General features: G+C 73.4%; 17 protein-coding genes and 1 pseudogene. 9 read left to right on the plus strand and 9 right to left on the minus strand.

Annotated features, from left to right (window positions below; genetic code table 11):
• From I3F58_RS24540 to I3F58_RS24555, 4 genes and pseudogenes are all read left to right on the plus strand, one after another.
• Positions 1-437, plus strand: a pseudogene (locus I3F58_RS24540) (hypothetical protein); the annotation flags it as partial.
• A 59-nt stretch (positions 438-496) separates the two neighbouring features.
• Positions 497-1,621: a PLP-dependent cysteine synthase family protein gene (locus I3F58_RS24545; RefSeq protein ID WP_240110863.1), complete on the plus strand. Its 1,125-nt coding sequence runs from the start codon at positions 497-499 to the stop codon at positions 1,619-1,621.
• Entirely contained in the window at positions 1,618-2,877 is a 1,260-nt protein-coding gene (locus tag I3F58_RS24550; protein WP_240110864.1) for an MFS transporter, read from the plus strand. The genes I3F58_RS24545 and I3F58_RS24550 overlap by 4 nt, the downstream gene beginning before the upstream one ends.
• 78 nt (positions 2,878-2,955) lie before the next feature.
• Positions 2,956-3,621 carry a peroxiredoxin-like family protein gene (locus I3F58_RS24555; RefSeq protein ID WP_240110865.1) on the plus strand — a complete coding sequence of 222 codons (666 nt, stop codon included), beginning with the start codon at positions 2,956-2,958 and terminating at the stop codon, positions 3,619-3,621.
• On the opposite strand, the gene I3F58_RS24560 is transcribed toward I3F58_RS24555, so the two are convergent.
• Positions 3,578-4,474 carry a cytochrome c biogenesis CcdA family protein gene (locus tag I3F58_RS24560; RefSeq protein WP_240110866.1) on the minus strand — a complete coding sequence of 299 codons (897 nt, stop codon included), beginning with the start codon at positions 4,472-4,474 and terminating at the stop codon, positions 3,578-3,580. The genes I3F58_RS24555 and I3F58_RS24560 overlap by 44 nt on opposite strands.
• A 15-nt stretch (positions 4,475-4,489) precedes the next feature.
• Positions 4,490-5,086 (minus strand): peroxiredoxin, encoded by a 597-nt coding sequence (locus tag I3F58_RS24565; RefSeq protein ID WP_240110867.1) that lies wholly within the window; start codon positions 5,084-5,086, stop codon positions 4,490-4,492.
• A gap of 155 nt (positions 5,087-5,241) precedes the next feature.
• On the opposite strand from I3F58_RS24565, the gene I3F58_RS24570 reads away from it, so the two are divergent.
• Both I3F58_RS24570 and I3F58_RS24575 read left to right on the plus strand, forming a co-directional pair.
• Positions 5,242-5,994: a response regulator transcription factor gene (locus tag I3F58_RS24570; RefSeq protein WP_240110868.1), complete on the plus strand. Its 753-nt coding sequence runs from the start codon at positions 5,242-5,244 to the stop codon at positions 5,992-5,994.
• The gene (locus I3F58_RS24575; RefSeq protein WP_240110869.1) at positions 5,987-7,132 is read left to right on the plus strand and encodes a sensor histidine kinase KdpD; all 1,146 of its coding nucleotides are present in this window, start codon (positions 5,987-5,989) and stop codon (positions 7,130-7,132) included. Before I3F58_RS24570 ends, I3F58_RS24575 begins: the two co-directional genes overlap by 8 nt.
• Here I3F58_RS24575 and I3F58_RS24580 read toward each other — a convergent pair.
• On the minus strand, positions 7,101-7,706 hold the full coding sequence (locus tag I3F58_RS24580; RefSeq protein WP_240110870.1) for a class F sortase: 606 nt from the start codon (positions 7,704-7,706) through the stop codon (positions 7,101-7,103). The two genes, I3F58_RS24575 and I3F58_RS24580, sit on opposite strands and share 32 nt — an antisense overlap.
• Before the next feature lie 261 nt (positions 7,707-7,967).
• Positions 7,968-8,696: a DUF4142 domain-containing protein gene (locus tag I3F58_RS24585; protein ID WP_240110871.1), complete on the minus strand. Its 729-nt coding sequence runs from the start codon at positions 8,694-8,696 to the stop codon at positions 7,968-7,970.
• Positions 8,697-9,015: 319 nt separating this feature from the next.
• Between I3F58_RS24585 and I3F58_RS24590 the strand changes: the two genes are divergently transcribed.
• Positions 9,016-9,765 carry a DNA-binding response regulator gene (locus I3F58_RS24590; RefSeq protein WP_240110872.1) on the plus strand — a complete coding sequence of 250 codons (750 nt, stop codon included), beginning with the start codon at positions 9,016-9,018 and terminating at the stop codon, positions 9,763-9,765.
• Positions 9,766-9,780: 15 nt separating this feature from the next.
• Here I3F58_RS24590 and I3F58_RS24595 read toward each other — a convergent pair whose 3' ends face one another.
• The 3 genes from I3F58_RS24595 to mmsA form a co-directional block, all read right to left on the minus strand.
• Positions 9,781-10,635, minus strand: a complete 855-nt coding sequence (locus I3F58_RS24595) for an ABC transporter permease (protein ID WP_240110873.1) — start codon at positions 10,633-10,635, stop codon at positions 9,781-9,783.
• Entirely contained in the window at positions 10,632-13,292 is a 2,661-nt protein-coding gene (locus I3F58_RS24600) for a CocE/NonD family hydrolase (RefSeq protein ID WP_240110874.1), read from the minus strand. The genes I3F58_RS24595 and I3F58_RS24600 overlap by 4 nt, the downstream gene beginning before the upstream one ends.
• A 128-nt stretch (positions 13,293-13,420) precedes the next feature.
• A complete protein-coding gene (gene mmsA, locus I3F58_RS24605; protein ID WP_240110875.1) occupies positions 13,421-14,923 on the minus strand; it encodes a CoA-acylating methylmalonate-semialdehyde dehydrogenase in 1,503 nt (500 codons plus the stop codon).
• Between the two features lie 306 nt (positions 14,924-15,229).
• Here mmsA and I3F58_RS24610 point away from each other — a divergent pair, with 306 nt between their 5' ends.
• Positions 15,230-15,427 carry an AlpA family transcriptional regulator gene (locus tag I3F58_RS24610; protein WP_240110876.1) on the plus strand — a complete coding sequence of 66 codons (198 nt, stop codon included), beginning with the start codon at positions 15,230-15,232 and terminating at the stop codon, positions 15,425-15,427.
• A 133-nt stretch (positions 15,428-15,560) separates the two neighbouring features.
• Positions 15,561-15,884: a heavy-metal-associated domain-containing protein gene (locus tag I3F58_RS24615; protein WP_240110877.1), complete on the plus strand. Its 324-nt coding sequence runs from the start codon at positions 15,561-15,563 to the stop codon at positions 15,882-15,884.
• Between the two features lie 509 nt (positions 15,885-16,393).
• Here the strand turns inward: I3F58_RS24615 and I3F58_RS24620 are convergent.
• Together I3F58_RS24620 and I3F58_RS24625 are read right to left on the minus strand one after the other, a co-directional pair.
• Positions 16,394-17,683, minus strand: a complete 1,290-nt coding sequence (locus I3F58_RS24620) for a citrate synthase (protein WP_240110878.1) — start codon at positions 17,681-17,683, stop codon at positions 16,394-16,396.
• 171 nt (positions 17,684-17,854) lie between these two features.
• On the minus strand, positions 17,855-20,095 hold the full coding sequence (locus I3F58_RS24625) for an ATP-dependent RecD-like DNA helicase (RefSeq protein WP_240110879.1): 2,241 nt from the start codon (positions 20,093-20,095) through the stop codon (positions 17,855-17,857).
• Positions 20,096-20,161: the final 66 nt, after the last annotated feature.

Consider the following 20,161-nt stretch of genomic DNA (forward strand, 5'->3'; position numbering starts at 1 on the left):
TGGACGGGGCGCCCCGCACGCTCGACCTGCCGGCCGACCGTCCCCGGAGCACGGACGCCGGGAGCCGCCCCGTGCCGTACCCCGCCCCCCGTCTCCCCCACCACCTGGCCCGGCGTGCCGTCGCCCTCGCCGCGCTCGCGCTGAGCGCCCTGTCGCTGCTGCTCCTCGGCTGCGCCGAGCCCGCGCAGCCCGCCTCCGGCACCCATCATGTGACCGCCTCCGCCCACGGCGACGGGCCGCCGTCCTGCGACACCCGGCAGGGCGAGGCGGCCACTCCGGGCGGGCAGCGCACGCCGCGCCCCCCGGGCCAGAACGAGCCGGAGCGCGGCCCTGTCCCCGTACCGCCGTCCCCCCGTACCGGCTCCCTGAACCCCGGGCACGTACCGGCCCGCCCGGAGGGGAATCCGCTGCTCGCCACCGGTCGGTGGCGCATATAGGCCGCCCGGCCCCACCCGCATGCGCCAACTCACCGACATGGAAAGCGGAGACACCCACCATGCACTCCCTGATCACGACTGATGCGACCCCCGCCCGGTCCACGCTGTCCGGGCTCGTCGGCAACACCCCCGTCCTGCGAGTCTCCCAGCCGCTCACTCCCCCGGACCGGGGCTTCTGGGCGAAGCTGGAGGGCTTCAACCCCGGCGGCATCAAGGACCGTCCGGGCCTCCACATGGTCGAGCGGGCGCGGGCGCGGGGCACGCTGCGGCCGGGCGGCCGGATCGTCGAGTCGACCAGCGGCACCCTCGGCCTGGGCCTGGCACTCGCCGGGATGGCCCACGGCCACCCCGTCACCCTGGTCACCGACCCGGGCCTGGAGCCGTCCATGACACGGCTGCTCACCGCGTACGGCGCCGAGGTGGACGTGGTCCGTGAGCCACACCCCGACGGCGGCTGGCAGCAGGCCCGCCGCGACCGCGTCGGTGAACTGCTGGCCCGCCACGGCGAGGGCGCCTGGTGCCCGGACCAGTACAACAACCCGGACAACACCACCGCGTACACCCCGCTCGCCCTCGAACTGGCCGCGCAGCTGCACCACATCGACGTGCTGGTGTGCAGCGTCGGCACGGGCGGGCACTCCGCCGGGGTGTCCCGGGTGCTGCGGCAGCTCTATCCCGAGCTGCGGGTGGCGGGTGTGGACACCGTCGGCTCGACGATCTTCGGCCAGCCGGCCAGCCCGCGGCTGATGCGCGGCCTCGGGTCGAGCATCTACCCGCGCAATGTCGCGTACGGGGCATTCGACGAGGTCCACTGGGTGGCGCCGGCCGAGGCGGTGTGGACCTGCCGCCGCCTGGCCTCCTCGCACTACGCGACGGGCGGCTGGAGTGTGGGCGCGGTGGCGCTGGTCGCCGGGTGGCTTGCCCGGACGCTGCCCGCCGACGCCCGGATCGCGGCGGTGTTCCCGGACGGCCCGCAGCGCTACCTCGGCACGGTGTACGACGACGGCTGGTGCGCCGGCCACGGGCTGCCCGGTGCCGGCTGCGAGGCTCCCGCCCCGGAACCGGACGAGATCGGGGCGCCCGGCGACAAGGAGGTGTCGCGCTGGACGCGCTGCACCCGGGTCGTCGACCCGCTGGCCGGGCCCGAGGGCGTCCCGGCCGCCCGGGAGGGCGGGGACCGATGAGGGACCTGATCGTCCGGTTCCGCTCGTACGACAGGAGCGTCCGGCTGCTGATGGTGAACCAGTTCACCATCAATCTGGGGTTCTACATGCTGATGCCGTACCTGGCGGCGCACCTGTCGGGGACGCTGGGCCTGACCGCGTGGGTGGTCGGACTGGTGCTGGGCGTGCGGAACTTCACGCAGCAGGGCATGTTCCTGGCGGGGGGCGCGCTGGCGGACCGGTTCGGGTACAAGCCGCTGATCGTGGCGGGGTGCGTGCTGCGGACGGTGGCCTTCGCGGCGCTGGGTCTGGCGGGCTCGCTGCCCGCGCTGATCGTGGCGTCGGCGGCGACGGGGCTGGCCGGGGCGCTGTTCAACCCGGCGGTGCGGGCGTATGTGGCGCGGGACGCGGGTGAGCGTCGGGTGGACGCGTTCGCCCTGTTCAACGTGTTCTATCAGGCCGGCATCCTGCTGGGGCCGCTGGTGGGGCTGGCGCTGACGGCGGTGGACTTCCGGGCGACGTGCCTGGTGGCTGCGGCCGTGTTCGCGGGGCTGAGCGTCGTGCAGATCCGGGCGCTGCCTCCGGCCGGGGGCGGCGAGCGGCGGGCGGGCGCGGCGGCGCCCTGGCGGACGGTGCTGGCGAACCGGCCGTTCCTGCTGTTCTCCACGGCCATGATCGGCTCGTATGTGCTGACCTTCCAGGTGTACCTGGCGCTGCCGCTGGAGGTCCGGCGGCTGGGCGGCGAGGGGACCGGAGGGACGGCGGCGACGGCGCTGCTGTTCGTGGTGTCGGGCCTGAGCACGGTGCTGTTCCAGACCCGGGTGACCGCCTGGTGCGCGGCACGGATGGCGCCGGGGAGGGCCATGGTGTGGGGGCTGGCGGCCATGGGGGCGGCGTTCCTGCCGCTGCTGGCGGCGTCAGCGGTACCGGTGCCGGAGGGCGGGCCGCTGCGGTGGGTGCTGGCGGCGGGCCCGCCCGCACTGGCGGCCCTGCTGCTGGCGTTCGGCACGATGATCACGTACCCGTTCGAGATGGACACGATCGTGCAGGTGTCCGGGGACCGGCTGGTGGCCACGCACTACGGCCTCTACAACACGGTGTGCGGGATCGGGATCACCCTCGGGAACCTGCTGACCGGCGCACTGCTCGACGCGGCCCGGGCCGCCGGGCTGTCCGCGCTGCCGTGGCTGGTCCTCCCGGCCGTCGGGCTGTGCTGCGCGGCGGCGCTGCACGCCCTGCACCGGACGGGCCGACTGGCGGCGCCGGTGCCTGCCTGAGCGTCAAGTACCTTGGGGGCGGCGGCTGTTGTGCCGCCGCCCCCAGGGCTTACGGCCTCACCGGCAGACGGGAACACCATGAACCTCAACGACGCGCTGCGCGCGGTGCGCGACCGGCGCGGCGCGCGCGTACCCGCCGCCATGCTGGAGACCCTCGACCGGGCCACCGCCGAGCTGACCGCCTCCGGACAGGCCGACCGGGCCCTGGGGGCGGGGGCGCGGGCGCCGCGCTTCGCCCTGCCGTCGGCGACCGGCCGGACCGTCACGCTGGACGGCCTGCTGGCCGAGGGGCCGGTCGTCCTCACCTTCTACCGCGGGGCCTGGTGCCCCTTCTGCAACCTCGCGCTGCGGGCCCTCCAGCAGCGGCAGGCCGACTTCGCCGCGCGCGGGGCGCTGCTGGTCGCGGTGTCGCCGCAGATCCCGGACGAGTCGCTGTCGGTGGCCGAGAAGAACCGGCTGTCCTTCGACGTGCTCAGCGACCTCGGCTCGGACGTCGCCAAGCAGTACGGCCTGGCCTTCGATGTGCCCGAGGACGTCGCGGCGGTCTACCAGCGGCTCCGCTTCGACATGCCGCGGGTCAACGGCGGCCACCCCCGCACGCTGCCGATGACCGCCACGTACGTCATCGGCCAGGACGCCACGATCCGCTGGTCGTTCGTCGACGCCGACTACACGCGGCGGGCCGAGCCGGACGACGTCCTCACCGCTCTCGACGCGCTGCCCCCGCGTCCCGGCGCCGGGTGACGGCCGCGGCCGCCCGGCGCCGCCACACGACCGGCGCCGCACCGAGGGCGAGCAGCGCCAGGGCGACGGCCGCCACCGCCGGGACGCCCACCGCACCCAGGGCCTCCGCGAGCCGGGTCTGCACGGCACCCGCCGCCTCGACCACCGGGTCGCCGCCCACGTCCCCGCGCAGCACCCGGATCTCGTACCAGCCGTAGTACGCCACATACGCCCCCGCCAGGAGCAGCAGCCCTCCCCCGAGCCGGGCGGCCACCCCGCCCACCCGGCGCAGCGCGCCCACCCGGGCGGTGCGGGTGAGCGCCACGGTCAGGGCGGCGGCGCCGACGATCACGCCCATGCCCGCCGCGTACGCCACGAACAGCAGCGTCCCCTCCAGGGGCGAGCCGCCCCGGAACGCGGAGACGACGATGGCGAGGAACGGCGCGATGGTGCAGCCCAGCGAGGCCACCGCGTACGCCGCGCCGAACAGCGCCATGGACGGCAGCGAGCGGCTGACCTCCGGCGCGCGGCGCAGCTTCGGCAGCAGGGCGGCGGGCAGGGCGCGGCCCGCCGCCAGCCAGCCCCCGAGCCCGGCGAGGACGAGCCCGAACACGACGGTGAACCAGGGCAGATGCTCCTGGACCTGGCCCGCGACGGGGGCCACGGCCAGTCCGAACACGGCGAACACCACGGTGAAGCCGGCCGTCATCGCCGCCGTGGCGACCAGGGCACGGCCCACGGCGGCGGCCCGGCTCGGCGCGTCCTCGCCGAGCACGAGCAGCGACAGGTAGGCGGGCAGCAGGGCGAACCCGCACGGGTTGACGGCGGCGAGCATCCCGGCGGTGAGGGCGAGCGCGAAGGGCAGATCGGACATCGTCGGCCGTCCTCCTCAGCCGACGAGGGCGTCCAGCTTGTCCGCCAGCCCCTTGCCGCCGGGCAGGACCCCGCTGTGGACGGCCTCGCCGTCCCTGTCGAGGACGACGTACGAACTCTGCTGCGTGACCCGGAACCTCTTCCACACCTCGCCCGCCTCGTCCGACAGCTGCGGGAATCCGTCCAGCTCGTTGTCGCTGACGAAGGTCTTCATGGCGGCCTGCTTGTCGAGTCCGGCCACACCGACGACGTTCGCCCGGCCCTCGTACGCGGCGGCGACCCGCGCGGTCTCCCGGGCCTGGCCCTTGCAGGTGGGGCACCAAGGGGCCCAGAACCAGAGGACGGTCGGCCTGCCCGCGAGGGTGGCGGCGTCGAAGGCCTCGCCGTCGAGGGTGGTGGCGGTGAAGCGCAGGGCGTCGGGGACGGAGGCGCCGGACGTGCCTCCCGGCGTGCTCGGCGCAGTCGCGAGCGCCTCCGGCGCGACGGACGAAGCACCGGGCGCATCGCTGCCGGCCTGGCCGGAGCCGCCGGAGCCACAGCCCGTGAGGGCCAGCGCGGCCACGGCGGACACGGCGGCGGCGAGCACACGGGTGGAACGCTGACGACGGCGCATGGGGAACCTCTCCGACGGTGGACACGGGTGGCGGGGACCACCGTACGGTGTCGGCCCCCGCCCCGGCCGGGCGAACCCTTACGGATTGCGGACGTCCGCAGTCGCTCCCCGCCCCGGGGGCGACTCCGCGGCCGCACGGGTGCGACGCTGGCGGCATGCACAGTACGGAGAGCAGCCAGCAGCTCGTCCTGGTCGTGGACGACGACCCGACGGTCTCCGAGGTCGTGACCGGCTACCTGGAGCGGGCCGGGTTCGCCGTGACGCGGGCCGCCGACGGCCTGGGCGCGCTCGCGGCGGCCGACGCGCGGTGGCCCGACCTGGTGGTCCTGGACCTGATGCTGCCCGGTATGGACGGGCTGACCGTGTGCCGGGAGCTGCGGTCCCGGGGCCCGGTGCCGGTCGTCATGCTCACCGCCCGCGCCGACGAGGAGGACCGGATCCTGGGCCTGGAGATCGGCGCGGACGACTACGTGACCAAGCCGTTCAGCCCCCGGGAGCTGGTGCTGCGCGTCGCGTCGGTGCTGCGGCGCGGCGCGCTGGCCGCCGCGCCCCGCCGGGAGCCGGTGCCGGTGCTGCGGGCGGCGGGGCTGGAGGTGGACGCGGCGGGGCGGCGCGCCGCCAAGAACGGCCGGGAACTGGCACTGACGCTGCGCGAGTTCGATCTGCTGCACTACTTCTTGCAGAACCCGGGGCAGGTCTGCGGCCGGGAGCGGCTGATGCGGGAGGTGTGGGGCTGGGACTTCGGGGACCTGTCGACGGTCACGGTGCACGTGCGGCGGCTGCGCGGCAAGATCGAGGACGATCCGGCGCGGCCCCGGCTGATCCAGACGGTGTGGGGCGCGGGCTACCGCTTCGACCCGGAGGAGACCCGGCAGGAGACGGGCGCGGAGGTGCGGGACGGTGCGTGACTTCCTCCTGATCGCCCTGTACGCGTTCCTCGGCGCCGCGGCGGCCGGGCTGCTGGGCTGGCTGGTGCTGCGGCTGACGCGGCGCCGCTCGGTGGCGGTGTCGCTGACCGTGGTTCCGGCGGTGACCGTGACGGCGATGCTGGCCGGGACGCTGGCGGTGTGCTGGGCGATGTTCCTGTCCTCGCACGACCTGAGCGTGGTGACGACGGTCGTGGCGATGGCGGCGGCCGTGTCGCTGGCGACAGCGGTGCTGCTGGGCCGCCAGGTGGTCCGCCGGAGCCGGGAACTGGCGCTCGCGGCGAGGGAGTTCGGGGACGGGGGCATGTTCCGTCCGCCGCCCGGACCGGCCCCGGCCGAGCTGGCCGCGCTGAGCCGGGAGCTGGCGGCGACGAGCGCGCGGCTGGCTGCGTCGCGGGAGCGGGAGCGGGCCCTGGAGGCGTCCCGGCGGGAGCTGGTGGCGTGGATCTCGCACGACCTGCGGACCCCGCTGGCCGGGCTGCGGGCCATGTCGGAGGCGCTGGAGGACGGGGTCGTCAAGGATCCGGCGCGCTACCACCGGCTGATCAGGACGGAGGTGGACCGGCTGAACTCCATGGTGAGCGACCTGTTCGAGCTGTCGCGGATCCACGCGGGAGCGCTCGCGCTGAGCCCGTCGCGGGTGTCGGTGTACGACCTGGTGGGCGACGCGCTGGCAGGCGCCGACCCGCTGGCCCGGGAGCACGGGGTGCGGCTGGTCGGGGACCGGGTGGACGCGGTGCCGGTCGAGGTGGACGGCAAGGAGATGACCCGGGTGCTCGCGAACCTGCTGGTGAACGCGATCCGGCACACCCCGTCGGACGGCACGGTCGCGGTGACGGCGGAGCGCCGGGACGAGGACGGCACGGTGGTGCTGTCGGTGACGGACGGCTGCGGGGGCATCCCGGACGACGACCTGCCGCGGGTGTTCGACACGGGCTGGCGCGGCACCGAGGCCCGTACACCTCCGTCGGGCACGGGGACCGCCGCGGCGGGCGCGGGGCTGGGGCTCGCGATCGTCCGCGGCATCGTCGAGGCGCACGCCGGGCACGCGCACGTCCGGAACGTGGAGGGCGGCTGCCGGTTCGAGGTCACCCTCCCGGCGGCGGCGATGGGGGCGTAGACGCGGGCAGCGCGTACAGGACGAGGTTCCGCGCGTACACGCGCGCGTGCGGGTCGAAGTCCCCGGCGCAGGTGACCAGCACGAGCCGCCCCCGCCCTTCGTCCGGGCTGAACAGGTCCTGAGGCAGGGCACTCGCCTCGTACGTGCGCCGCGCGACGATCCGGTAGGTGTGCCGGGTCCCGTCGGCGGCCCCGACCTGCACGCGCGCGCCGACCGGCAGATCGTGCAGCGCCTCGAAGGGCCCGGCCCCCTCCTCGGCCGAGTCGATGTGCCCGGCCAGCAGCACGGTCCCGCGCGGGTCCCCGGGCCGCGCCCCGCGCGCCCACCACCCCACCCGGTACGGTGACGCGGGCACGTCCAGTTCCCCTTGCGGCGACGCGCCGACGGCGTCGACCGGCATCGGGTCGACGTACCCCGGCACGCTCACGCTGACGGCCGCCCCGTGCGAGGCCACGGGGGGCACCGAGGCGACACCCCGGGGCACGTCCCCGACGTCCGCGCCCCGGGGCGCGGCGGGCAGCCACAGCGCGAGCCCCAGCGAGGCCGCCCCGGCGACCGCGGCCCAGACGAGCACACGCGCGTGCCAGTCGCTCCCCCACCCCGCCCCCTCCCGGACCGGCGGCGCCCCCGGGCCCCCGGCCCCCGGACTCCCCCCGGCTCTGTGAGCGGGAAGCCCCCGAGGCCGGGCGTCAGCCGCTCCGGCGCTCGGGGAGGAGTGCCGTTCAGGCGCGTCCGGGGTCTGGTGCGGGGCCCCTGCCCCGGGGAGGGGCGGGGCAGGGGAGACAGCCGCCGCAGGTCCCCCCGCCCGGCCGCACCGCCGTCTCACCGCACACCCTCACCGCAGGTCCCGGCGCCGCAGCCGCGTCGCCGTCCAGAACGCCGCCCCCGCCACGACGGCCCCGCCGGCCGCGACACCCGGAAGGGCGACCGCCGCGGACACTCCCGGGACCCGCCCCGCCGCCTGCCCTCCGTTCCCCGCCTTGATGGCCGACGGCGGGGTCACATCCCGGCACTTCCCGCCCCGCACCATCTCCAGATGTCCGGCGATCACCGGCCGCGCGGCCCGCGCGGCAGCCGTGATCTCCCGGTCCGCGCCCCGCGCGATCTGATGGTCGATGGCCCTGAGGGTCATCCGGTGCGCCGCGTCCTGGGTGCGCAGCCACGCCGCGTCGTACCCGCTGGTGCCCTTCCGCTCCATGACGTCCGCGAGGGCCTGCTGCTGGTGGGCGGTGGGCGCGATGGGCAGGTCCACCCCGAGCCGGTCGGACAGCGCCCGCACATCGGCGTCGAGCCTGCCGTGGTCCCGCTCCAGGACGGCGGCCGCGTCCTTCACACACGTACCGGAGGCATGCTTGCGGGCGTCCTGGTTCAGTGCGATCTCGGTCAGGTTGGCCTGATGGGCGGCGCGCAGGAACGCGTTGTCGGTCGGGAGGCCGAATCCGGCGTCGGAGTCGGCGGCGAGGGCGGGGATCGCGAGGGCGGGGACTGGGGCCAGGGCTATACCGGTCAGGGCGAGAGCCGCCACGGCGGTAGCCGCACGGCGGAAGCGGTGCGTTCGCGTCACGATGCGGTCATCCATCCATGAGTGTGGGGCGGGACAGGGCGAGAAAGAGGCCTCACACACCATCGCGACACGGCACCCACGAGTCCGCCATCCGCAGTAGTGCGAACGGCGAGCGCCGTCACCCCGACGGCCGCACGATCCGCCGACACCGCACTGGCTGGGACTCGCCATCGTCACCACGCACCCTTGTCACCGTATGAAGTCGCATGAGTACATGGAGTGGCATGCGTAGCGAGGGAACGACGGGGGATGACGGGGGTGGTCAGCCGTGGTGAACGTCCCGGGCGCCCTGCTCGGCCGAGCAGGGACGGTACGAGAGGTGGCAACCGCACGGGACGCCCCGGCGGCGCGCCTGCCTCGCGGCGGCACCGCGATCCCGCCGCAGGCGCGGCCGGCGCCGCAGACCCCCCGTCCGGCCGGCCAGCCGGTGCTCGGCACCCGGCACATCTGCGCGGCGCTGGCCGCGCTGACGGAGTCGGCCCGCAGGGAGCTGCTGACCTTCGACGACCCGACGGCCGGCCTGCGCCAGCCGGTCCCGGAGCCGTTCCTGGAGCTGGCCGGGGCGTGCGTGCGGACGGCGGCCGAGCGGGTCCGCACGGTACGGCAGGTGGTGCCGCGCCACGCCCTGGGCAGGGTCACGGCGCCCGACCTGAGCGGGGTCGTGCCCCTGCTGTTCGGGAGAGCGCGGCTGACGGAGGCCATCCCGTTCAAGATGATCGTGGTGGACCGGGCGGTCGCGGCGGTCCCACTGGACCTGGAACTGCTCCACAACGGCCTGCTGCTGATCCGGGATCAGGTGGTCGTCCAGGCGCTGGTGCGGGCACACCGCGCGTGGTGGGAGGCGGGCCAGGACCTCGGGGACCTGGCCCGCCCCCCGGACGCTCCGCCGCCCCGGCTGCGGCCGGTGCTGGACGCGATGGTGGCGGGCCTCACCGACGAGACGGCCGCGGCGCGCCTGGGCATATCGGGCCGCACGTACAGCCGGAGGGTGGGCGAACTGCTGGCGGCACTGGGCACGACGAGCCGCTTCCGCGCGGGCGTGGAAGCGGCTCGCAGAGGGTGGCTGTGACGCCCCTCGCCGCCCCTACGACACCACGTCCTTCCGCGCGAACCCCCGGAACGCGAGCGCGAACAGCACCAGCGCGTACGCCACCGACACGGCGGCCCCCTTCACCATGCCGCTCCACTCCAACTGCGGCTGGAGCGCGTCGATCCAGGCGTACTGCCAGTGCGCGGGCAGCAGTTCGCGCCAGTCCCCGAGCGCGGTGACCGCGTCGAGGACGTTGCCGACGATGGTCAGCCCGACCGCGCCGCCGACCGCGCCCAGCGGGGCGTCGGTCCTGGTGGACAGCCAGAAGGCGAGCCCGGCGGTCACGAGTTGGGAGACGAAGACGAACGCGACGGCCAGCGCCAGCCGTACCAGGCCCTCCCCCTCCGCGAGCGCCCCGCCGGTGGGCAGCCGCAGCGGGCCCCACCCGTAGGCGGCCGTACCCGCCGCCAGCGCCACCACCGGCAGCAGCAGCATCGCGGCGGCGCTGAACCCGAGCGCCACGACGAGCTTCGACCACAGCAGCCGGGCCCGGGGCACGGGCGCGGCCAGCAGGTACCGCAGAGACGACCAGCCGGCCTCGGAGGCCACGGTGTCGCCGCAGAACAGCGCCACGGGGATCACCAGCAGGAACCCGGCCGACACGAACAGGCAGGTCGCCGCGAAGTTGGCGCCGGACGCGGTGGCCGTGTCCATGAGGGTGATCCGGTTGCCCCGGCTCTCCGGGTCGCCGCCGATGGCGAATGCCGCGATCAGCACGAACGGCAGGGCGGCGAGGATCGCCCCCATGACGTAGGTACGGCGCCGTTTGAGCTGCCGGACGGCCTCCACGCGCAGGGGCAGGGTGTGCCGGGCCCGGTATCCGGGAGCGGCGTCGAGCAACCGCGTCATGCGGAGTCACCTCCTCCGATCAGGGTGAGAAACGCGTCCTCCAGCCGTCGATGCGGCCCGATCCCGCTCACCGGCACGTCGAGCCGGACCAGGTCACCGACGAGCCCGGCGGCGGAGCCCCCGTCCCCGAGCCGGACGAGGAGTCCACCGTCCACCCGTACGGCGGACCCGACCCCGGCCAGCGCGCCGACCTTCTCGACGACGGCGTCCGAGACCGCACCACCCTCCGTGGTCACCAGCAGGGTGTCGCCGCTGCCGACGATGTCCGCCACCGGACCGGCCTGCACGAGCCGCCCCCGGTCCATGACGACCAGGTGGGTGCAGGACTGCTCGACCTCCGCGAGGAGGTGGCTGGAGACGATGACGGTCCGGCCCCCGGCCGCGTACCGGATCATCACGTCCCGCATCTCGCGGATCTGCGGCGGGTCCAGCCCGTTGGTCGGCTCGTCGAGGATCAGCAGGTCGGGCAGGCCGAGCATGGCCTGGGCGATGGCCAGCCGCTGCCGCATGCCCTGCGAGTAGGTCCGTACGGCACGGGCCAGGGCGTCCCCGAGCCCGGCGATCTCCAGGGCCTCGTCGAGGTGCGCGTCCTCGGCGGGGCGGCCGGTGGCCCGCCAGTACAGCTCCAGGTTCTCCCGCCCGGAGAGGTGCGGCAGGAAACCGGCCCCCTCCACGAAGGCCCCGACCCGCGACAGCACGGGCGCGCCGGGCCGTACGGCCTGCCCGAAGATCCGGATCTCACCCCCGTCGGGGGTGATGAGTCCCATCAGCATCCGCAGGGTGGTGGTCTTCCCTGCGCCGTTGGGTCCGAGGAGCCCCAGCACCTGCCCCTTCTCGACCCGGAAGGACAGATCCCGCACGGCGTACGCGTCAGAGGCCCCGGCGTACCGCTTGGTCAGCCCGCCGATGGTGAGCGGTACGTCCCCGAGGGCGGGGTCCGGCGCGGGCGCGGCGGTCCGGCGGCGGGCGGTCAGCAGCAGCGCGGCCGCGACGGCGGCGCCGGCGGCGGGCATCCCCCACACCCACCAGGGCAGCCCGCCGGCCTGGGTCCGCACCCCGGGCGCGGTGGGCACGCTCAGCGCGCCGCCGCCCTCGGCCGGACCGACGGTGTACGAGACGGGGGCGGCCGGAGAGGCGTAGCCGAGGTCCGTGGCGGCGAGCACCAGCCGCAGCCGGTGCCCGGCGTCGACCTCGTGGTCCACAGCGGGAAGCGTCAGTTCGACGTCCCGCCCCTCCTTCACGTCCCCCACCCGCACGGGCGCGACGAGCTGCGCGGGCAGCACCTGCTGCCGCCCGTCGGGCCCGACGTCGTACACCTTGCCGAACAACACGGCCTCCCCGCTCCCGGAGGAGACCCGCACCCTGACGGTCGGGGCCCCGGTGATCCGTACCGGCTCCTTCAACGGCGCGGACTCGAAGCGGGCGTACTGCCCCGGGAAGTCCAGCGAGAGTCCGCCCACCCCCAGCGAGGACAGCTGGGAGAGCCCCCCTCCCACTCCGGGCACGGCGGAGATGGCGGGCGGTGAGGCTCCGGCGGGGTTGCGGAAGGTCTGGGAATCCCCGGTGAGCGCAATGTCCCGCTGCCCGGCCCGCAGTCCCGGGTAGCGGTCGGCGGTGGCGCCCCGCAACCGGGCCTGCCCGTCGGTGGAGTCGACGCCCCCGGCACGGCTGACGCGGAAGGCGGGCCCGGTGCCGACGGCCCGGTCGTCCTTCAGATAGCGATCGAACCACGCGGAGACCCGTCCCTCGATCCGGCCGGCCTCCGTATCGCCCCCGTCGTGCCCGCCGGCGATCCAGTCGACGGCCACCGGCGCCCCGTTCCCCTCCACCGCCCGGGCCATGGCGTCGGCGTGGGAGAGCGGGAACAGGGAGTCGGACTGGCCCTGCACGATGAACGTGGGCACCTTGATGCGGTCCGCGACGGCGGACGGCGAGCGGGCTTCGAGCAGCGCGCGGGCGGCGTCGTCGGGTACGCCGCTGACGGCGACCCGCTCGTACATGGCGCAGAGCCGCTTCTGGAACCGCCCGCAGGAGCCGGAGGTGTCGTCCCCGCCCGTACCGGCGGTGAAGAAGATCCCGGCCCAGAGCTTCTTGAACACCCCGTCCGGGAACAGCGCGTCGGCCAGGTTCCAGTAGGTGATCTGCGGGGCGATGGCGTCGATGCGCGGATCGTGCCCGGCGGCGAGCAGGGCGACGGCGCCCCCGTACGAGGCGCCGGTGACCCCGACGCGCGGGTCCCCGTCACCGTCCGACTGCACCTCGGGCCGTTCGGCCAGCCAGTCGACGAGCCGCCGGACGTCACGCACCTCGTGCTCGGGGTCGTTGAGCCCGATCTCGCCGGTGGACCGGCCGAAGCCCCGGGCGGACCAGGTCAGCACGGCGTACCCGTCCCGGGCGAGCCGCTCGGCCTGCTCCCGTACGTCGTCCTTGCTGCCCCCGAACCCGTGTCCGAGCAGCACGGCGGGCCGCCGGCCGTCGCCCCCGGCGGTGAAGAACGAGGTGTCGATCCTCGCGCCCGGCATGTCCATCACCAGGTCCTGGCGCTCCACGGCGGCTTCCCCACCGGAGGCGGCCCCGACGCCCCACGTCCCGGCCCCCACGAGCACCGCGGCGGCCCCGGTGACCGCGGCCCAGCGCCGCGGGAATCGCATCTGCATCCCCCGACCCTAAGCGCCGGACCTGTGACGCTCGGCGTCCCCGGGTCGGAGCCGGAGGCCCTCCCCGAGGCGTACGGCCGGCCCCGGCGTACAGCGGACGCGGTACGCCGGGGCCGTTCTCCGGCCCGTCAGTGGTTGCGCGGGAAGCCGAGGTCGACGCCGGTGGGGGCCTCCGACGGGTCGGGCCAGCGGGTCGTGACGACCTTTCCGCGGGTGTAGAAGTGGACGCCGTCGTTGCCGTAGACGTGGTGGTCCCCGAAGAGGGAGTCCTTCCAGCCGCCGAAGGAGTGGTAGCCGACGGGGACCGGGATGGGGACGTTCACGCCGACCATGCCCGCCTGGACCTCCAGCTGGAAGCGGCGGGCCGCGCCGCCGTCGCGGGTGAAGACGGCGGTGCCGTTGCCGAACGGGGAGGCGTTGATCAGGGCGACACCTTCCTCGTACGTCTCGGCGCGCAGTACGCACAGGACCGGGCCGAAGATCTCGTCCTGGTAGGCCCTGGCGCCGGTCGGGACCTTGTCCAGGAGGGACAGGCCGATCCAGTGACCGTTCTCGTGGCCCTCGACCGTGTAGCCGGTGCCGTCGAGGACGACCTCGCAGCCCTCGGCGGCGGCGCCGGTCACGTACGAGGCCACCTTGTCGCGGTGGGCGGCGGTGATGAGCGGGCCCATCTCGGAGTCGGGGTCGTTCCCCGGACCGACCTTGATCTTCTCGGCGCGTTCGCGGATCTTCTCGACCAGCTCGTCACCGATGGCGCCCACCGCGACGACCGCCGAGATCGCCATGCAGCGCTCTCCCGCGGAGCCGTACGCCGCCGAGACCGCCGCGTCGGCCGCCGCGTCCAGGTCGGCGTCGGGCAGGACGAGCATGTGGTTCTTGGCTCCGCCGAGCGCCTGCACGCGCTTGCCGTGCTCGCTCGCCTTCCGGTGGACGTAGCGGGCGATGGGCGTGGAGCCGACGAAGGAGACGGCGGCGACGTCCGGGTGCTCCAGCAGCCGGTCGACAGCGGCCTTGTCGCCGTGGACCACGTTGAAGACGCCGTCCGGCAGCCCGGCCTCGGTGAGCAGTTCGGCCAGCCGCATCGAAGCCGACGGGTCCTTCTCGCTCGGCTTCAGCACGAACGTGTTGCCGCACGCGATCGCCAGCGGGAACATCCACATCGGCACCATCGCCGGGAAGTTGAAGGGCGTGATGCCGGCGACCACACCCAGCGGCTGCCGGATCGCGGACACGTCGACGCGGTTCGACACCTGTGTGGACAGCTCACCCTTCAGCTGGGTGGTGATCCCGCACGCCAGGTCGACGATCTCCAGGCCCCGGGCCACCTCGCCGAGCGCGTCGGAGTGGACCTTGCCGTGCTCGGCGGTGATCAGCGCGGCGATCTCGTCGCGGTGCGCGTCCAGGAGAGCGCGGAACCGGAACATGATGCCGGTGCGCTGGGCCAGCGAGGACGTGCCCCACGTCTCGAACGCCGTCCTGGCGGCGGCGACCGCCGCGTCGACCTCGGCGGCCGAGGCGAGGGCCACACGGGTGCCGGCCTCGCCGGTCGCGGGGTCGGTGACCGGCCCCCATGCACCCGAGGTGCCCTCGACAGTGCTGCCACCGATCCAGTGGTGGACGCTCTTCGTCATGTCGCAGTCTCTCCTTCCCAGCGGCGGCCACGGTTGGCGGCGGCATCGGGCCGATCCCACCACGCCGGTTCCGGGGTCCGCGGCCGACACAGTGTCGGGCGTTCCGCGCTTCCCGTAGACACCTGAACCGCCCGGCGTACGCCCGTACCCCTACCCTCCTGCGCCCTGTTGTCCCGCTCGCGTCACATGTGTCTCGAATACGCGGTTTTCCGGTCACAGTCGCTCGACAGCATGCTTCCACCTGGTCACTCTGCGTCGTCAAGGGGCACAGGGCTGGTGATCGCCAGCCCAGGGAGGCGCCTGAAGATGACCGACAGAAGGCTCTGGTCCTACAAGGAGATCGCCGCGCACATCCGGGTCCAGCCGGACACGGTCCGCTCCTACCGCAAGCACGGCCTGCTGCCGCACCCCGACCACGTGGAGGGCGGAAGACCGTACTGGCGCGCGGACACGATCCGGGCCTGGGTCGCGAACCGGCCGGGCAACCGGGGGCGGCGGAGCTGACCGCGCACCCAACCTCCTGGATTCATACCCCTAGGGGGTATAGCATGGAACACGCGAGGCGACCGGCCCACCTCCCGCCGCCTCTCATATGCCACAGGACACCGCACAGCCGCACGCCATGAAGGAGAACGCCATGACCCTCGAAACCAGGACCGAGCTGCCCCAGGCCGCCGGCGGCTCCTGCTGCTCACCGGCCGGCTCGTGCGACGGCGAGGCGGCCCCGGCCGGCCGGGCCGGAGACGTCACCGCGGTGTACGAGGTCAAGGGCATGACCTGCGGCCACTGCGAGGGCGCGGTCTCCGAGGAGGTCTCGGCTCTCGCGGGCGTCACATCGGTCCAGGCGGTGGCCGCGACGGGCCGCGTGACAGTCGTCTCGGCCACGCCGCTGGACGAGGAGGCCGTGCGCGCCGCGGTCGACGAGGCCGGGTACGAACTGGTCGGCCGCGCCGACGCCTGAGAGCCTCCGGCGTCCGGCGCCACACCAGGGCCGTATCGCACCATTTGGTGCGATACGGCCCTCTTCGTGCAGATCAACGTACGCGTGAATTCACCTTCACGTGACTCACCAGACCTTCACAAAGAGACCTAGATCACAGATATTTGGGGGTAACCATTTGGGCGGCTCGCGAGTCTAAATGGGCGATGCCAGGAACGTCTTGGGGGACGTTCATGGGATGTCTTGGGGGACGTCCCAGGCAAGCGTTGGCCGGGGCACGTGCACCGGGGAGCTTTGAGCGGCCCTCCCGTACGTACCCCGGCAGATCGCACACCGGACGCCCGACCGGATCCCGTGGGGGGAATCCGCCGTCGGGAACATGGGAAGCGCCCCGCCCGTCGACCCGTGGGGGGATCGGCAGGCGGGGCGCTTTCTTCGTGCCGCTCAGGCCCGTCCGACGGCGTCCGAGGACGAGCGCCGTTCAGACGCGAACGGGGGTCCGAGGGCGGAGCCCCCGGTTCCGCGAAGAGTCAGCGGGACTCCACCGGCACGAAGTCGCGCAGGACCTCACCGGTGTAGATCTGCCGCGGGCGGCCGATGCGGGAGCCCGGCTCCTTGATCATCTCGTGCCACTGGGCGATCCACCCCGGCAGCCGGCCCAGCGCGAACAGAACCGTGAACATCTCGGTCGGGAAGCCCATGGCCCGGTAGATCAGACCCGTGTAGAAGTCCACGTTCGGGTAGAGGTTGCGCGCGACGAAGTACTCGTCGGCCAGCGCGTGCTCCTCCAGCTTGAGCGCGATGTCCAGCAGCTCGTCGGACTTGCCGAGAGCCGACAGCACGTCGTGCGCCGCCGCCTTGATGATCTTCGCGCGCGGGTCGAAGGACTTGTACACCCGGTGGCCGAAGCCCATCAGGCGGACGCCGTCCTCCTTGTTCTTCACCTTGCGGATGAAGGCGTCGACGTCGCCGCCGTTGGCCTGGATGCCCTCCAGCATCTCCAGCACCGACTGGTTGGCACCGCCGTGCAGCGGACCCCACAGCGCGGAGATGCCCGCGGAGATCGAGGCGAACATGTTCGCCTGCGAGGAGCCCACCAGGCGGACCGTGGAGGTCGAGCAGTTCTGCTCGTGGTCCGCGTGCAGGATCAGCAGCTTGTCGAGCGCGGACACGACGACCGGGTCCAGCTCGTACTCCTGCGCCGGCACGGAGAACGTCATGCGCAGGAAGTTCTCGACGTACGAGAGGTCGTTGCGCGGGTAGACGAACGGGTGGCCGATCGACTTCTTGTACGCGTACGCCGCGATCGTCGGCAGCTTGGCGAGCAGCCGGATCGTCGACAGGTGACGCTGCTGCTCGTCGAACGGGTTGTGGCTGTCCTGGTAGAACGTGGACAGCGCGCTGACCACGGACGACAGCATGGCCATCGGGTGAGCGTCACGCGGGAAGCCCTGGAAGAACCGCTTGACGTCCTCGTGCAGCAGCGTGTGCTGCGTGATCTCGCTGCTGAACGCCGACAGCTCGTCGACCTTCGGCAGCTCACCGTTGATCAGCAGGTACGCGACCTCAAGGAAGGTCGAGCGTTCCGCGAGCTGCTCGATGGGGTAGCCGCGGTAGCGCAGGATGCCCTGCTCGCCGTCCAGGTAGGTGATCGCGGATTTGTAGGCGGCCGTGTTGCCGTAGCCGCTGTCCAGTGTCACCAGACCGGTCTGCGCGCGAAGCTTCCCGATGTCGAAGCCCGTGTCGCCCACGGTGCTCTCGACCACCGGGTAGGTGTACTCGCCGTCGCCGTACCGCAGTACTACAGAGTTGTCGCTCACGTCATCCCTCACCGACGTAGTGCCTCTTCTTCGAGGTGCCCTGACTGTCTCTACCATCCCCCACTTGGCGCAGCAGAGTGCACTCGGGGTCGACCATTGGGCCAATTGGCGGCACTGAGTGCCGCCAACCTGCTCATCCTGCCCCCTTCGCCCCGGTTCCGAAAGTCCTGCTCATCGCTGGGTGATGTTTCCCACGGGGCGGGCCGCAGACAGTCGGTGGTCCAGTGCGGTAAAGCGCCGACCAGCGGAAACGGTCCGCACGGCCTGGCCGATCGCCCGCCGGGAGCCCACGAGGACGACGAGTCTCCGGGCGCGCGTGACGGCCGTGTAGAGCAGGTTGCGCTGCAGCATCATCCACGCACCCGTGGTGACCGGGATCACCACCGCCGGGTACTCGCTGCCCTGGGAACGGTGGATCGTCACCGCGTACGCGTGGGCCAGCTCGTCCAGCTCGTCGAAGTCGTACACCACCTCCTCGTCCTCGTCGGTGAGCACGGTCAGCCGCTGCTCGTCGACGTCGAGGGAGGTCACCACACCCACTGTGCCGTTGAAGACCCCGTTCTTCCCTTTCTCGTAATTGTTACGGATCTGGGTGACCTTGTCGCCCACACGGAAGACCCGGCCGCCGAACCGCTTCTCCGGCAGGTCGGGGCGGGCCGGGGTGACGGCCTGCTGGAGCAGCCCGTTGAGGGTGCCCGCACCCGCCGGCCCCCGGTGCATGGGGGCGAGCACCTGCACGTCACGGCGGGGGTCGAGGCCGAACTTCGCGGGGACGCGGCGGGCTGCGACGTCGACGGTGAGACGCCCGGCCTCCTCGGTGTCCTCCTCCACGAAGTGGAAGAAGTCCGGCAGCCCGGAGGTGAGGGGGAAGTCCCCGGAGTTGATCCGGTGCGCGTTCGTGACGACCCCGGACTTCTGCGCCTGCCGGAAGATCTGCGTCAGACGCACGGAGGGTACGGGGCTGTGCGGCGCGAGCAGGTCGCTCAGCACCTCACCCGCGCCCACGCTCGGCAACTGGTCCACGTCCCCCACGAGCAGCAGGTGCGCGCCCGGCGCGACGGCCTTGACCAGCTTGTTGGCGAGCAGCAGGTCCAGCATGGAGGCCTCGTCCACCACCACCAGGTCCGCGTCCAACGGCCGGTCCCGGTCGTATGCGGCGTCCCCGCCGGGCTTCAGCTCCAGTAGCCGGTGCACGGTCGACGCCTCGGCCCCGGTCAGCTCGGCCAGCCGCTTGGCCGCCCGCCCGGTGGGCGCGGCCAGGACCACCTTGGCCCGCTTGGCCCGCGCCAGCTCCACGATGGACCGCACGGTGAACGACTTGCCGCACCCGGGCCCGCCCGTCAGCACGGCCACCTTCCGGGTGAGGGCCAGCCGTACGGCCGCCTCCTGCTCGGGTGCCAGCTCGGCCTCCGTGCGGTCCGCGAGCCAGGCGAGCGCCTTGTCCCAGGCCACGTCGCGGAACGCGGCCAGCCGGTCGTCCTCGGCCCGCAGCAGCCGCAGCATCTGCCCTGCGAGGGAGCGCTCGGCGCGGTGGAACGGCAGCAGGTAGACGGCGGTGAGCGGCTCACCGTCCGGACCGGGCACGCGCTCCCGTACGACCCCGCCCTCCTCCTCGTCCCCGTCGGCCAGCGCGGCGAGGCAGTCGATGACCAGCCCGGTGTCGACCTGGAGCAGTTTCACCGCGTCCGCGATGAGCCGCTCCTCCGGGAGGAAGCAGTGCCCCTGATCGCTCGACTGGGACAGCGCGTACCGCAGCCCGGCCTGGACGCGGTCGGGGCTGTCGTGCGGAATCCCCACGGCCTGGGCGATGCGGTCGGCGGTGAGGAACCCGATGCCCCAGACGTCGGCGGCCAGCCGGTAGGGCTGGTTCCTGACGACTCCGATCGCCGCGTCCCCGTACTTCTTGTAGATCCGCACGGCGATGGAGGTGGACACGCCGACCCCCTGCAGGAAGACCATCACCTCCTTGATGGCCTTCTGCTCCTCCCACGCGGCGCCGATCTTCTGCGTCCGCTTCGGCCCGAGCCCCGGCACCTCGATGAGCCGCTTGGGCTCATCCTCGATGATCCTCAGGGTGTCGATGCCGAAGTGGGTCGTGATCCGGTCCGCGATGACCGGCCCGATGCCCTTGATCAGCCCGGAGCCGAGGTAGCGGCGGATGCCCTGGATGGTGGCGGGCAGGACGGTCGTGTAGTTCTCGACGGTGAACTGCCGCCCGTACTGGGGGTGCGACCCCCAGCGGCCCTCCATCCGGAGCGACTCCCCCGGCTGGGCGCCCAGCAGCGACCCGACGACGGTGAGCAGCTCACCAGCACCACGCCCGGTGTCCACCCGGGCGACGGTGTACCCGTTCTCCTCGTTGCAGTACGTGACCCGTTCCAGGACACCTTCGACCACAGCCAGCTGCGCCATGTGCCGACGGTATCGGGTGGGTACGACATGGCGGCGGGTGCAGGTCTCAGCCCGTTTGACGTTCGA

It is taken from the genome of Streptomyces sp. MUM 203J, assembly GCF_022414595.1.
In the GTDB taxonomy this organism is placed as follows: domain Bacteria; phylum Actinomycetota; class Actinomycetes; order Streptomycetales; family Streptomycetaceae; genus Streptomyces.